Origin of the sequence: Bariatricus sp. SGI.154, from assembly GCF_050313795.1 — a bacterium.
In the GTDB taxonomy this organism is placed as follows: domain Bacteria; phylum Bacillota; class Clostridia; order Lachnospirales; family Lachnospiraceae; genus CAMBRQ01.
In genome coordinates this window covers 325694-340449 of the sequence record NZ_JBNPMC010000001.1, presented here as the reverse complement: position 1 = coordinate 340449, position 14756 = coordinate 325694, and the positions used below count along the sequence as shown (strand labels likewise).

8 protein-coding genes are annotated in these 14756 nt (G+C 43.2%); 5 read left to right on the top strand and 3 right to left on the bottom strand.

The window, feature by feature from the left end:
- Nucleotides 1-34: 34 nt before the first annotated feature.
- On the top strand, nucleotides 35-4564 hold the full coding sequence (locus ACQRBN_RS01735; protein WP_427737195.1) for an HD domain-containing protein: 4530 nt from the start codon (nucleotides 35-37) through the stop codon (nucleotides 4562-4564).
- Between the two features lie 36 nt (nucleotides 4565-4600).
- Nucleotides 4601-5413: a hypothetical protein gene (locus ACQRBN_RS01730; RefSeq protein WP_427737194.1), complete on the top strand. Its 813-nt coding sequence runs from the start codon at nucleotides 4601-4603 to the stop codon at nucleotides 5411-5413.
- A 133-nt stretch (nucleotides 5414-5546) separates the two neighbouring features.
- Here ACQRBN_RS01730 and ACQRBN_RS01725 read toward each other — a convergent pair whose 3' ends face one another.
- The 3 genes from ACQRBN_RS01725 to ACQRBN_RS01715 all read right to left on the bottom strand — a co-directional run bounded on the left by ACQRBN_RS01725 (nucleotide 5547) and on the right by ACQRBN_RS01715 (nucleotide 10156).
- Nucleotides 5547-6953, bottom strand: coding sequence for a sensor histidine kinase (locus ACQRBN_RS01725; protein WP_427737193.1), 1407 nt, complete (start codon nucleotides 6951-6953; stop codon nucleotides 5547-5549).
- 37 nt (nucleotides 6954-6990) lie between these two features.
- A complete protein-coding gene (locus tag ACQRBN_RS01720) occupies nucleotides 6991-7695 on the bottom strand; it encodes a response regulator (protein ID WP_427737192.1) in 705 nt (234 codons plus the stop codon).
- An 85-nt stretch (nucleotides 7696-7780) separates the two neighbouring features.
- The gene (locus tag ACQRBN_RS01715) at nucleotides 7781-10156 is read right to left on the bottom strand and encodes an endonuclease MutS2 (protein WP_427737191.1); all 2376 of its coding nucleotides are present in this window, start codon (nucleotides 10154-10156) and stop codon (nucleotides 7781-7783) included.
- 185 nt (nucleotides 10157-10341) lie between these two features.
- On the opposite strand from ACQRBN_RS01715, the gene ACQRBN_RS01710 reads away from it, so the two are divergent.
- The 3 genes from ACQRBN_RS01710 to rlmD all read left to right on the top strand — a co-directional run bounded on the left by ACQRBN_RS01710 (nucleotide 10342) and on the right by rlmD (nucleotide 14333).
- Complete coding sequence (locus ACQRBN_RS01710; RefSeq protein WP_427737189.1) at nucleotides 10342-11610, top strand: S1C family serine protease; 1269 nt, start codon at nucleotides 10342-10344, stop codon at nucleotides 11608-11610.
- Nucleotides 11611-11868: 258 nt separating this feature from the next.
- Complete coding sequence (locus tag ACQRBN_RS01705; RefSeq protein ID WP_427737188.1) at nucleotides 11869-12810, top strand: 3'-5' exoribonuclease YhaM family protein; 942 nt, start codon at nucleotides 11869-11871, stop codon at nucleotides 12808-12810.
- 128 nt (nucleotides 12811-12938) lie between these two features.
- Complete coding sequence (gene rlmD / locus ACQRBN_RS01700) at nucleotides 12939-14333, top strand: 23S rRNA (uracil(1939)-C(5))-methyltransferase RlmD (RefSeq protein ID WP_427737186.1); 1395 nt, start codon at nucleotides 12939-12941, stop codon at nucleotides 14331-14333.
- Nucleotides 14334-14756: the final 423 nt, after the last annotated feature.

The following is a 14756-nucleotide window of genomic DNA, read 5'->3' as shown; positions in this document are numbered from 1 at the left end:
AGGAAAAAGAAGAAAAAGAACGGCAGGAGACAATATGGGCAAGAAAAAGAAAAATAAAAAGCATCTGACCATAGAAGGGCAATTGGAAAGGCATTATCTGAATGAAAAACATACTGAGCGAAATGAAGTCCTGTGGCATGCATGGTGTCAGAATAAACGCTGGCTTTCACAGCTTCTTGAAGCAACTATGAGTTCATTTCCAACTTATAGCAAGCATGATGAGTCCCATGCCAATACGGTTCTTCATAACATTGAGATGATTCTGGGAGAGAATAGGATTGGAGAATTGTCAGCATCGGATTGTTTTATGCTGCTCCATACAGTCTATATTCATGACATCGGGATGGTTATTACACATACGGATCGGGAAGAGATTGTGAAAAATGAAAAGTTCCTCGATATGGTGAAGGAACTTGGGGATGAAAATGATGTTGTTTTTCAAAAAGCAGTAAAAGCGCTTCAGCAGACAAAGTATGAATATGATGACGAAGATAGTAAAGAAGAACAGATGAAGAAATTGTACGCTGACAAACTGTCAGTATATTATGGAATTCTTCATCTGATTGCTAATTTCAGGCGGACGGAGCATGGAAACATGTCCGAGGATCGTCTGACTGAGTGGACTTTAAAATCCGAGAAACTCGGCACTGGATTTTCTATGGCGGGTATTCCGCAAAGGATATTTTTACTGATTGCAAAGTGTGCGGGTCTTCATACAGATTCTGATTTTGAACACATTATGAACCTGCCGCAGGAGGATAACGGATATGTCTCTGATTATCTACATCCTCGTTTTGTTGCGGTACTTTTACAATTAGGCGATATTCTGGATATGGACAATGATCGGTTTCATCCTTTGACCAAGGAATTTGTCGGCGTTTTTCCGGAACTTTCAGAGCGTCATTATGAGAAACATCAGGCCATCCGGAGACTTTACATAAGGCCTGACATTATATCCATTGAGGCTGATTGTAGTTCGCAGGAAGCGTTGCGTCTGGTTAGAAAAGAATGTGATATCCTGAAGAGCATCCTGAAAGAAGCGGGTTATAACTGGATGCTGATTTGTCCCAGGAATTTCAGTGGGGCATTGCCTACGGTTGATTCTGTTAAACTGTACCTGGATGGAATGCAGATTCCAGAAGAACTGGTGGCTACACAGTTTCATATCTCTCAGAGTAAGGCATTTGCAATTCTTGAGGGTTCTAATGTGTATAAGGGGCAATTTGTCTTTTTGAGAGAATTCCTTCAGAATGCCATAGATGCCAGTAAAATGCAATATTGGCAGGAATGTGTTCGTACTTGGGGATATTATCGGTCGAGAGATGAACTAAAAAAGATGTCTCCGGATGAACTGGAGAATATTTTATCTACAGATATATTTCCGATTGAGATTGAAATGCAGATTATCAAAAGGAATGAACGTCGGGATGAATTCCCGATTACGGAAGAGGATTTTATCGATCTGCGTAATAAAAAGAATAAAGAGAAATGGCAGTATGGAGTTAAGGTCAGGATTAAAGATTTTGGGACGGGAATAGATAAAGAGAGTATACTTAATATAGCCAAAGTGGGAAACAGCAGGAAACGAGACCGCCATATTATTACGGACATGCCGGAATGGTTGAAACCTACAGCCGAATTCGGAATCGGTTTACAGAGTGCATTTATCTTAACGAATATATTCAAATGCTATACGTTTACGAGAAGTAATGAAAAATATGAAGTCACATTCTCAACAGTGAAATCCAATTATTATGAAGGATATATTAATGTAAAACCAAGAGAGTCCTTTAACACAAAAGATGATGCATATGGCACTTGTTTCGAGGTCTTTGTACCTGCGAAGAAAAAGATGCGACATGAGTTGTATCCGGCAGCATGGGACGGAAAGGATTATTTTGATCAGGACTATGAGGTGCTGCGACCGTTGCGCCACTCTGCGGAACTTCTGGCGCAGATGGCATTGTATCTGGACGAGCAGATCGGAGAACAGCTTTTTCCGATTCATCTGAAGGTTGAGTCTGTTCCAGGGGTTGTAATACCGCTTAATCTATCTGATAAAAATCAACTGAAAAGATTAAAATGTAATCTGAGAGGGGATAAAACATGGTACGATGATCTAAAAGATATTACTTCATGTTGTAAGGATGATACATTGAATCAGTTTGTTCAGAATACAATTACTGACAGGGCATGGAATCGGTCGGGCAAATCTTGGATCTTTTATTATAATAAGGGGAAAGACACCAATAATTATAAGAATAATGGATACTGTGAAAATATATTGATTGAGAAGACAGATCGTTCTATTGCATTACTAGATTGTTGGAATACTCATTTTTATTTCTGGGATAATGAATTATGTACATTTTGTATTATCAATATGAAGAATTTCCTGAAAAGTGAACAAAGAGAAACAGAAAGATTGGATGGACATTGTGAAAATAAGGATGTAAACAGAGGTGTTCTTATATATTATAAAGGGATAGAACTTGATGAAATAGAACTTCCGGATTTTGGGAACGAATTGATTCAGTCGATTGATATCAAAGGAAAACTTGCCAGAGAATATATTAATTTAAGCAGAAAAGGGTTTACCGAGAAAGGAAAAGTATATTTTCTGCGGGAAATATATGAACCGTTGCTGGAATCCGTTCATGAAATTCTAAGAGCAATGAATAAAAACCAACCGAATGAAGTGACACAAGGGATTGAAAACAGTCTGAAACAGAAAAAAGAATTATTTGATACTTTGCCTGAGATAGTTGAAGCGTATAATAGTTCCGTGGTATGTAATGGCATAGTTTCCTTCAATCAGCAAAACACAGTATTTACAAGTGCTGATATAAGACGTAGAATTGATAACATAAGAGAAAGGATAATTGAACTGTGTAAAGAGAACATAGTGATTATTACTATGCTGGCTTTCTTTGCACAAAAAGGAGAATTCAACCCATTATTCAGACTGAGTTGTGACAATGGCGAGGAAGCCAGATGCTGTTGGAATGAAGCATTAGAATGTGCGAGAGAATATGGGAAATGGCTTCAGAATGAATTGCAGGACAGATCGGTGCTGTTTAAGATCGAACACCGGCCAGAGGTAAATCTTCAGAAAATGACTGAAGTGACAGGATATGCCAGTGGTGTGATTAATTTCTCGGATGTTTTTTCGAATGACAATCGTTTTATGATTGTTTCAAAACGTGAAAACGTCTCCGCGCCATGGAAGCAATTTCTGACACCGATTTATATTAAAAGAGAGGTAAAAGATCATGAAGATCCCATTGATATTTTAAAACAGTATATTCTTACAGATAGTTTTTCGAAAGAAAAGAAGGAGTTGGAGGAAAAACTTCAGAAAATCGGTCAGAGAGCCTTGAAAATTGCAACCTATTATGGAATGGATGATGCAGGTGTGAGCGGCGAGATGAGTCCGGGGGAATATCTGCAGCAGTACTTCCTGAAATGGATGTTGAAGTATATTCCAACCGTGGCATTGTTCATGAGTGACGATGGAAATATAAGGATTAATATTATCTGCGGAAAGATATTCCCCTTTATATTCGTGAATCAGTCATTTAAGGTACTTGTGGTAAAGCGTATTCTGGAAGATGCAAAGCGATATGGGATTCAGAGATTCTCTATTCCTGCATGGCAGAAAATGGAGTATTTAAAATGTAAGGAATTGCCCTATACTCATTATTTTGTAAAACGGGGATATATGGCAAGGGAGTCTTATGGAAAATTAATCTTTCCGTTTGGTGCAGAGGAACTCAAGGCAATAATGGAAAGGATGAATTCTCCGGAAGCGAGGAATAATTCTAAAAAACTTAACCAACTTTTTGGAATTCTGAATGTTGAGAAATACTTATCTGACCAGTTTTGGATTGCTTCTGGCGAAATAGACAGACAGATAAAGCAGATTCAGGAAAAGAATTCTGATATTCATAAGAATTATATAGAGATTTATGGACAGTTTAAAGAAGGGTGGAAAAGTGGAAACAGACAAGCGCTTCCACTCATGGTTGAAGTACGCGAGGAGTATCGTAGTTTTACATTAAATTGTATAAGAAAATTGGGAGAATCGCAATCGGAAGATAACCTGCAGCAGGGCTTTCAATTGAAAAATATTACAGAATTCAGAGAGCAGTGTAGTTACATTATTGCTTGTATTTTGTTGAAAGTTATTGGAGAATATTATGGCGAAGATTTGTCAATGTTACTGACCTCCCTTCCAGAAAAACGCTATGCTTTGTTTGTCAAGGGATGGATGTATGTGATCAAGCGGGAGTATATGGCAGACGCTTCGGAAACAGCAAAATATAAGATAAGGTATCTGGAGATACTGAAAAATGAAAGAAGCAAGGAATTCTATAAGCAACAGATGATTCTGGATTATATTGCGCTGCATAATAGTTCTGGTTTACTGAGTAAGCATTTATGGAACTGCTGGTTAAGATGTTTTGAGGAGTTGTTTGATGTATTCACATTGATTGAAATGAATGCCTTTCGCAACCCATATAATGATCTGCCGGATTTGGAATATTTTGAAAAGAAAGTATGAGAAACAATAAATAGATAAAGGGAGAATAGACAAAAGATGCCAACACTTCATATGAGACCGGAGAGAAAAGAATTGATAGATGAAATTTCCCGAATTCTGAAAGAGGAGATCGGCAATGCAGGGCATATAATTAAATATTGTTGGAAGGTGGGTCTGTTTGCCGAAAAGTTAATTATTAGTATTCTCGGAGAAGAAGGATGTTTTTTTCCCGTGGATATAGAGACGCTTGCAACTGAGTTGGGAATCGAGATTGAGGAAAGGAATCTTAATGAATTCCAAAATGAAAACATTCGAGCGCTTAATAGAAAAATTGGTCAGCTTGTGATTCGTAAAGATTCATATACGGGGCAAAAAAGTGTTACAATCTATGTGGACAGTATGGCCCCACCTTCTTCCAGACGTTATGCAATTGCCAATGAGATTGTTCAATATCTGTTGAATTATGATGCTGAGAAATATTATGAAAATTATTTTATTATGCCAATGTGTCCAATGAAGATGGAAGAAATCGCTGCCGATATTTTCTCTGTATTTTTATTGATTCCTATGAGACAGTTTCTGGTAGAATTTGCACGGTATGTGAAATATCGGGTAAGTAATCAGAAGATTCCAATCACAACAGAAGAATGGATCCGCTATCTGTCGGAACGTTCGGTGCTTTCAGATTATTATGTTGCATATGGATACCAGTATCTCCGAGGGATAGGATACTGGGTATATCAGGCGAAGAATGCAGATGAAAAGCAGATGCAGAAGATAAAGATGAGTATAGAGGAAAAGAATGAGATTATAGAGTGGATGTCTGGGTATTATACAGACGAATGCGAAGAGTGGCTGTTTCAAAATTAAACGCATAACTAAGAGACTTGAACGGAGTGAAAGTTAGGATGCCGTGAGATGTGTTCTGGTAGCAGGGGCTTATAGCCTGTGTCTCGAGCCACCCGTTTTTACGGGTGGCGGCGACTATTAAAAAACAAAATTTCTAACCTTTAGGCAACGAGAAGATAAACTCCGTCCCTACCCCCTCGGTACTAACCACATTAATATTCTCCCCATGTGCCTGAATCGCCTCTTTCACAATCGCAAGCCCCAATCCAGTCCCTTTCTTATCCTTCCCGCGAGACAGATCAGACTTATAAAAGCGTTCCCAGATCTTATTCAGAGATCCGCGTGGAATTCCGATGCCGTCATCTTTCACGGAGGTATAGACTTTATCACCGCGCTCTGTTGTCTCGATGGTAACGGCAGAATCTGGTTCGCTGAACTTGATTGCATTATCCAGCAGGTTGTACAGCACTTGCTGGATTTTTCGTTTGTCTGCATTGACGTTCAGTGATTTGGCGGCAAATATTAATTCAATGGATATCTTTTTCTGCGTGCAAGTACCTTCAAAGGAGGCTGCCACATTCTTGATCATCTCGTGAATATCGAATACTTCTTTGTTCAGAAGCAGATTCTTCGTGTCGAACTCGTTGAGAGCCAGCAGATCCTGGGTAAGGTCCGTCAAGCGCTCCGTCTCGAAGAGAATAATCTTGAGATATTTTTCATGTAATTCCGAAGGTATCGTTCCATCTACCATGGCTTCCACATATCCTTTGATAGAGGTCAGAGGCGAGCGGAAATCGTGGGAGACATTTGCCACAAATTTCTTCTGGTAATCCTCCATATCCCGTAACTGGGAAGACATATAGTTCAGCGATGCAGATAGGTAACCCATCTCATCCTCCGTATCAACAGGAATCTCGTAATCCAGGTTGCCGGACGCATACTGGGTTGCGGCTTCCGTAATCTTGTGCAGCGGACGGTACACGAAGAACTGGAAGGCGAGAAGTATCATAAAGGACAGAAGATAGATGACAATCAATGTAATCATCGCCGCACGGAGCAGGATGTACTGAACTTCGTTGATGTCTGAGACATACTTGTGAATCAGCAGATACCCGCTTGGGGAATAGCCATCTATAACCGGAGCGATTACGGTAATTACATCTTCTTCAAAATAATCATGATAATTTCCAATCTGATATTGCTTACTGCCGCTTTCTGCCGGATTGAATTCCTCGATCATGGACGGTGATGAGGGGTAGTTATCGGCGGCAGCAGACGAGAGCATGTCGCCTTCTTTATCTACGAACCATACGGAAGCATCCAACTGGTTCATCATTCCGATTAATTGCAGGTGAACATCGCTGGTAGTTAACTGCTCAGAGAAATAAGAGGGCAGGTAACTGCCTGCTACCAGATTCGCCTCTTTATACATGGAAGTGGCTACATGAGTCTCTAAAGGGCTGCCGGTGAGGTTGTATGTCAGTGTGGCAACCGTAAAGAGGCTTAGGAAGCCGAATATTATGTAGATAATTGCAAATTTCAGATACAATGTGCTGCGCATGTGGTCTCCTTTGAATTGTTGCAAGCGTGAGTGGTGCTTATTTTACCTCGAATTTGTAGCCGATTCCCCAGACTGTGCTCAGGCTCCAGGACTTATGGTCCTTAATCTTCTCGCGAAGCCGCTTGATATGAACGTCAACGGTACGGGTATCACCAATATATTCATAACCCCAGATCTGATCCAGAAGCTGTTCGCGTGTGAATACCTGGTTGGGAGACGCTGCAAGGAAATACAGTAGTTCCAGTTCTTTTGGAGGCATATCTACGTTCACACCATCTACCGTTACGGAATAGTTCGTAAGATTGATGGTGATGCCGGGATATTCTACGCATTTTCCCTTGTCTTCTTTTGGCGTATCGGCTTTTGGAACTGCCTGGTAGCGGCGAAGAACCGCTTTCACGCGGGCAACCATTTCCTTTGAGTCGAATGGCTTCATAATATAGTCATCAGCCCCTAGTTCAAGCCCCAGGACCTTGTCGAAGACTTCGCCTTTGGCTGAGAGCATGATGATCGGAACGTTGGATTTGGCACGAATCTCCCGGCAGACCTGATAGCCGTCGATTCCCGGAAGCATAAGATCCAGAAGAATCAGGTTCGGCTGGTAGGTCTCGTTAGCGATTAAGGCTTTCTCTCCATCATGTACCATCATCGTGTCGAAACATTCTTTTGTGAGATATAGTGAGATCAGTTCGGCGATGTTCTCGTCATCGTCTACGATTAGTATTTTCTGCTTATTAACCATTGTTGCTCCTCCTCGTTGATCATAGTGTCTGTATGCCAGTCTCATCTGTAGCCGCATATATGGTCTGCCTGACAGGGCTGGTGGTTTATTTTAATTCTACGATGGTCACGCCTGCATCTCCTTCGCCAAATGCGCCAAGCCTGAAGGACTTCACGTGTTTCTGGCGTCTTAGATAGGTATGGATGCCAGAGCGCAGGGCTCCGGTTCCTTTGCCGTGGACTATCCGGACAGAAGACAGATGTGCGAGCGTAGCATCGTCCAGATATTTATCCAGTTCTGCAATCGCCTCATCGACTGTCTTGCCAAGAAGATTAATCTCCGTGCTTACGGAGAGTGACTTGCCCATCTTCATCTTACCTTTGCTGGTCTTGTGCATCTGTTTTGCTGAGTAGGACGGTGCCTCCTCAATAATCTCCAGATCAGAGATATTGACCTGGGAGCGGAGAATTCCCATCTGTACAGTGACATTTCCCTTAGAATCAGGAAGGGAAGTGACGGTTCCATTCAGGTTCATACTTAAGACCTTCACAGATTCACCAAGTTTGAAATCAGAAGGCTTATGCTGCTTTTTTGGCTTTTTGGATTCTAATTTCATGCCGGAACTGGTGGCTGCTATTTTCTTGCGCAGCCGTTCGCGTTCTTTTTCCATCTCGGCGGCAGAGATGTTCGCTTTGCCGAACTTGTGGAAATTACGCATGGTCTCATCGGCGGTTTCCTTGGCATCTGCTAAGATTGCATGTGCCTTTTCATTGGCTTCACGGATGATGCGTTCTTTTTGCTCTTCCAGTTTCTGCTGCTTCTGCTTAGTCTCGGTTTTCAAACGCTCCAGTTCGCGCTTGTAGGCGGCGATCTCTTCCTGTTCCTTCTGGATCGTACGCTTGCTGGTCTCCAGATCTGTCAGCAGATCTTCGAAAGATTCGTCCTGTTCGGTCAGATGCGTCTTCGCCTCATCGATAATATAGCCGGGAAGCCCTAATTTGCCCGCAATGGCAAATGCATTACTCTTGCCGGGGATTCCGATTAACAGGCGGTAGGTCGGTCGTAGCGTTTCCAAATCGAATTCGCAGCAGGCATTCTCCACGCCGGGAGTCGATAGGGCATAGACCTTCAACTCGCTGTAATGGGTGGTTGCCATCGTGCGGATGCCACGCTGATGCAAATGGTTCAGGATCGCGATTGCAAGAGCAGCGCCCTCGGTAGGGTCTGTTCCTGCGCCAAGTTCATCGAATAAGACCAGAGAATGCTCATCCACATGTTTTAAGAAAGATACGATATTGGTCATATGGGATGAGAAGGTACTCAGGCTTTGCTCAATGCTCTGCTCATCTCCGATATCTGCATATACATTGTCAAATACTGCCAGTTCGGAGCGGTCCAGTGCCGGAATGTGAAGTCCTGCCTGTCCCATGAGTGTAAAGAGTCCCACGGTCTTAAGGGAAACTGTCTTTCCGCCGGTATTAGGACCGGTAACGATTAACAGGTCGAATTCGTCTCCTAACATGATCGTGATAGGAACGACTTTCTTCTTATCTAAAAGCGGATGACGTCCCTCGCGGATGTGGATGCGGCCTTCGGTATTGAAGACTGGCATAGAGGCATTCATATCCAGTGCAAGGCTTCCCCTTGCGAAGATAAAATCAAGTTCGCTAAGCACCGTGTAGTCGGTTCGGATCGCTTCGATATATTCTGAGACGTCATTACTTAACCTGGCGAGGATGACCTGTATCTCTTCCTGCTCTTTGCCATAAAGTTCTTTCAGATCATTATTCAATTTTACAACAGCCATTGGCTCGATGAAAAGAGTCGAGCCGGTAGAGGACTGGTCGTGAATGAGTCCGGATACCTGGCTTCTGTACTCTGCTTTCACCGGGATACAGTAGCGATCTCCGCGCATGGTGATAATAGGATCTTGCAGATAAGTGCGAAGAGAGCCGTTCACCATACTGGACAGGGTGGAATGCACCTTGTCATTGATCTGTCCCATGGAGCGCCGGATCTGTTTTAACGTGCTGCTGGCATCATCGCTAATCTCGTCTTCTTCTAAGATGCAGCGCCGGATCTCTGTGGTTAGCAGCGTGATAGGCTCTAACTGCTGAAAGAATGCATCCAGACAGTCTTCCTGATCGTCACTGTTCTCATGTCTTCCATATGCTTTGGCGCGTCCGGCAGTTTCCAGTAATTTGCAGATGCGAAGAAGTTCTCCGCTTCCAAGAGCCGCTCCGACTTCCAGCCGTTTTAAGGAATCGCTGACAGGATTACAGCCGCTAAAAGAAAGCCGTCCCTTTTTCACGATTCGTGTGAAAGCGGCAGCCGTCTGTTCCTGGGCGCTTTGTATCTCCGGCAGTGAAGTCATGGGCTTTAACCTCCGGCAGCGTTCTTTGCCGCTGAAGGAGGAAGCCTGTTCTGTTAAAAGTTCTGTTATCTTATTGTATTCTAATTTGATTAATGTTTTTTTGTTCATAATTCTCACCTAGACTTATTCTAACCCATTTGCCCGATAAAGAAAAGGATAAATATTGAACATTCGCTTTTCATAGTTTATACTATAACTTGTGGAGAAACTTGCAGTATATACTCTGTAGGCAGTTTTTTTGATATAAATATAGAATGGATTTTGGTAGATGTTAGAAGGAGAAGGATGCATCTATGGAAGAGCATAAAGATCCAAAAGAAGGGCTGGAACCAAGAGAAAGGACTGACCAGGAATATTCATTCCTGCAGGAGACGATTAAAAACGAACGTGGCGGCAAGCGGAAGGGATTCTTCCGGATGGCCGGACTGGGACTGGTGTTTGGTGTGTTTGCCAGTTTTAGTTTTAGTGCGCTTAGGCCAACGATGGATAGAGTGTTCCAAAAAGATCCGCAGCAGATTACGATTCCGCAGGAGGATGAGGAAGAGCAGGGAGAAGAAGAAGCGCCGAGTCAGGAAACGGTGCAGCAGACTCTTGATGCGGACAGTTACCGGCAGATGCAGCAATCGCTGACGTTGATTGCAACGGAGGCGAATAAGGCAGTCGTGGAAGTGGTCGGAGTGCAGCAAGATCAGGATTGGACGGAAGGATCTGGCGACAGCAAGAATAGCGTGTCAGGACTGATCGTTGCAGATAACGGAAGAGAGTTGCTGATACTTGGCAAATCTTCGGTTGTGAAGGATGCACAGGAATTGCAGGTGATATTTGTTGACGGACAGAGCTGTGAAGCGACGCTCAAGAAAAGTGACGGCAATCTGGGATTCGCGGTCTATGCGGTAAATCGGGCGGAGATCGGCGAGTCTACATGGTCCAGGATTAAGACGGCAACACTTGGCAGTTCGAGTGCTGTGACGAAGGGAGATATTGCAATCGTGCTGGGCAAGCCATTCGGGTATGCGGGGGCTATGGGATTTGGATCAATTGCTTCCGGGAAGAATGTGTATGATTCTGTGGATGGACAGTACCGTCTGATCAATACGGATATTGCGGGCGTGAAGAGCGGAAGCGGCTTCGTTGTGAATATGAAAGGCGAGATCATTGCGTTGATTGACCAGAGTGTCGCAGACGAAGAGAGTAAGGAACTGATTGCCGGATATGGGATTACGGATGTGAAAGATATTATAGAGTGCCTGTCTAACGGGCATGGAGTGCCTTATATCGGGATTCATGGTGTGGATGTTACGGAAGAGATTGAACAGCAAGGGATTCCGAAAGGCGTGTATGTGAAGGAAGTAGAGCCGGATTCTCCGGCAATGGCAGCAGGCATCCAATGTGGTGATATCATTACCAGTATTGGCGGCACGGATGTGGCGACTTATGCGGCTTATCATTCCGTATTGATGGATGAGCGGTCCGGGCGCAAGGTTGTGATAAAGGGACAGCGCCAGGGGGCTGACGGTTACGTGGATATTGAGTTTGGCGTGACGATAGGAAGTAAGGAGTAGGCGCTTGGGAGTAAGTGGCTTTTGGATGGCTCTTACGGAGGCTTGCAGAAGGTTTACATAAGAATAGATTTTAATGATGACAAATCATAAAGTTGGTGTATAATTTAAAAGGCTGTAGGAATATGCATTATTGTGATGAGCCTGTTATGGTGATGGATGTTCGTCTGTGTATTCTGTGAAGGATATTTGGATGAGGATAGGATAAGCAAAAGGCAGTCAATAAAATAAAAAGATGACAGAATGAAAAGAGGCAGAATTATGAGATATATTAATACTCTCCATGAAGGGGAGACTATTAGGAACGTATATTTGTGTAAAGGAAAACGTTCCGCAGAGACCAGAAACGGCAAACCATACGACAATCTGATTCTTCAGGATAAGACGGGAACTCTGGACGGAAAAGTCTGGGACCCGAATTCCGGAGGAATCGCAGATTATGACGAGATGGATTTTATAGAAGTGTATGGAGAGGTTATCAGTTATAATAACAATCTTCAGTTGAATATTAAGCAGATACGGAAAGCGCAGGAAGGCGAATATATCCCTGCGGATTATATGCCGACTACAGAGAAGAGTACTGACAAGATGTATCAGGAACTACTGAAATATGTAGGACAGATTAAGAACCAGTACCTTAGACAGTTGATTGAGTATTATTTCGTAAAAGACGAAGCCTTCATTAAAGTATTCAAGGCACACTCCGCGGCAAAAAGTGTACATCACGGATTCTCAGGCGGATTGCTGGAACATACGCTAAGTGTGGTGAAGTTCTGCGAATACATGGCAGGGGCTTATCCGATACTGAACAGAGACTTGCTATATGCGGCAGCCATCTGCCACGATATCGGAAAGACGAAAGAATTATCCGCATTTCCGGAGAATGACTATACCGATGACGGACAGTTGCTAGGTCATATTGTGATCGGTGTAGAGATGGTCAGTGACGCGGTAAGAAATATTCCGGGATTTCCAGACAGACTGGCAAGTGAGTTGAAGCATTGTATTGTCGCTCATCATGGCGAACTGGAATATGGTTCTCCGAAGAAACCGGCATTAGCGGAGGCGCTGGCACTGAACTTCGCAGACTGCGCAGATGCCAAGATGCAGACATTGACAGAGATATTCAAAGATAAAAATAGTAATGACTGGCTAGGGTATAACCGATTGTTCGAGTCAAATTTGAGAAAAACAGTGATCTAATTCCAATTGGGGACGGGGGATTTTTCAATTTCCCCCGTCCCCAATTGAAATTCCCCTGTCCCTTTTTCGATTTGCCCTGTCCCCAATTAAAATTCCCCTGTCCCCATTTATGAAAAAGAGGTATGTTTATGCAGAAAAATGAGATTGTTACGGTTGTAATTGAAGATATAGGAACGGCTGGCGAAGGTATCGGCAAAATAGATGGATATACTTTATTCATTAAAGATGCCATTATCGGCGACATAGTGGAAGCGAAGATTATGAAGGCAAAGAAGAATTACGGTTATGCAAGACTGATGAATATTCTTACGCCGTCCAAGTATCGTGTAGATGAGCCAAAGTGTCCAATGGCGAGAAAGTGCGGCGGATGCCAGATTCAGGAGATGGATTACGGCAGACAGCTTCAGTTTAAATCGGATAAGGTGAAGGGAAACCTGATGCGGATTGGAGAAGTGCCGGAAGTGTTGCTGGAAGAGGTTATGGAGCCAATCATGGGTATGGAGAATCCGTTCCATTATCGGAATAAGGCGCAGTTCCCTATAGGAACGGACAAAGAAGGCAAGATTATTACAGGATTCTATGCGGGAAGAACCCACAGCATTATTCCGAATACGGATTGTGCTCTTGGGGTGGAAGTGAATGAAGAGATTCTTAAGTGCATTCTGTCTTTCATGGAGGAATATCACATCAGTGCGTACGATGAAGAGAAGCATCAGGGACTGGTGCGCCACGTACTGATTCGTTATGGATTCACGACGAAGGAGATTATGGTTTGTCTGGTGATCAATGGGCGTGCGATTCCTTATGGTGATGTGCTGGCCGGGCGTCTGTCGGCGATAGAAGGAATGACCAGCATCACATACAGTATGAATCGCGATAAGACGAATGTTATCATGGGAAACGAGATTAAACTGATGTGGGGACAGACATATATTACTGATTATATAGGAAATGTAAAGTATCAGATATCACCGCTTTCTTTCTATCAGGTTAATCCCGTGCAGACGGAGAAGTTATATGGTTTGGCGATGGAATATGCAGGGCTTACGGGAAATGAGGTCGTGTGGGATCTGTATTGCGGCATTGGAACGATCTCTTTGTTCCTGGCGCAGAAAGCGGAGAAGGTCTATGGGGTGGAGATCGTGCCTCAGGCGATAGAGGATGCGAAGAATAATGCTAAGATTAATGGAATAGAAAATGCAGAATTCTATGTGGGGAAGGCGGAAGAGGTTCTGCCGGAGTATTATGAAAGGTATGAAAAAGAGCATGAAGGGAAGAAGGCCCATGCGGATGTGATTGTGGTTGATCCGCCTAGGAAAGGGTGCGAGGAGTCGCTGCTTCAGACGATGGTGGATATGCGGCCGGAGAAGATTGTGTATGTGAGTTGTGACTCGGCTACCTTGGCTAGAGATGTGAAGTTTTTGCGGGGGAATGGGTATGAAGTGAGGAGAGTTAGGGCGGTGGATCAGTTTCCGCATACGGTGCATGTTGAGACAGTCGCTCTTCTCGTTAAGAAACGTTGATTTTCCGGGCTTTTCGGGCACTTTTGGGAAAAATGGACTTGTGTTTTTACGAAGAAGTCAGATGTGAATTGAAAATTTTACTCCGGGTGGGGTAAGAGGAAAATAGGGTTTTGTTCTGTGGTATTCGGGAAAGTGGGTACCACGGGACGAAACCCTGTACTTTTTGGCAAAAGTCTATACTCTGTGGCAAAAGTGAGAACCACGGAACGAAAGTTTATACTGCACAGAAAATTAATCTTTGTATGCGAAATATTATGGTGTCTGTATAGGGTTCCATGATATACTGAAAAAATGAAGATTGAAGGTTGAAACTGACAGATAGTTGTCACACTTATTTACGATACGATGAAAAGAAGAAAAGCTGTATTTTGAAATGGAGAGAGGGTATGGACAATCTGGGGATATTGACAATATAAAATCACC

What these genes read in the sequence shown, in the direction of transcription:
- ACQRBN_RS01715 (WP_427737191.1), bottom strand. Translation starts at nt 10,156, where the DNA reads ATGAACAAAAAAACATTAATCAAATTAGAATACAATAAGATAACAGAA.
- ACQRBN_RS01710 (WP_427737189.1), top strand. Translation starts at nt 10,342, where the DNA reads ATGGAAGAGCATAAAGATCCAAAAGAAGGGCTGGAACCAAGAGAAAGG.
- ACQRBN_RS01725 (WP_427737193.1), bottom strand. Translation starts at nt 6,953, where the DNA reads ATGCGCAGCACATTGTATCTGAAATTTGCAATTATCTACATAATATTC.
- ACQRBN_RS01730 (WP_427737194.1), top strand. Translation starts at nt 4,601, where the DNA reads ATGCCAACACTTCATATGAGACCGGAGAGAAAAGAATTGATAGATGAA.
- ACQRBN_RS01705 (WP_427737188.1), top strand. Translation starts at nt 11,869, where the DNA reads ATGAGATATATTAATACTCTCCATGAAGGGGAGACTATTAGGAACGTA.
- ACQRBN_RS01720 (WP_427737192.1), bottom strand. Translation starts at nt 7,695, where the DNA reads ATGGTTAATAAGCAGAAAATACTAATCGTAGACGATGACGAGAACATC.
- ACQRBN_RS01735 (WP_427737195.1), top strand. Translation starts at nt 35, where the DNA reads ATGGGCAAGAAAAAGAAAAATAAAAAGCATCTGACCATAGAAGGGCAA.
- rlmD (WP_427737186.1), top strand. Translation starts at nt 12,939, where the DNA reads ATGCAGAAAAATGAGATTGTTACGGTTGTAATTGAAGATATAGGAACG.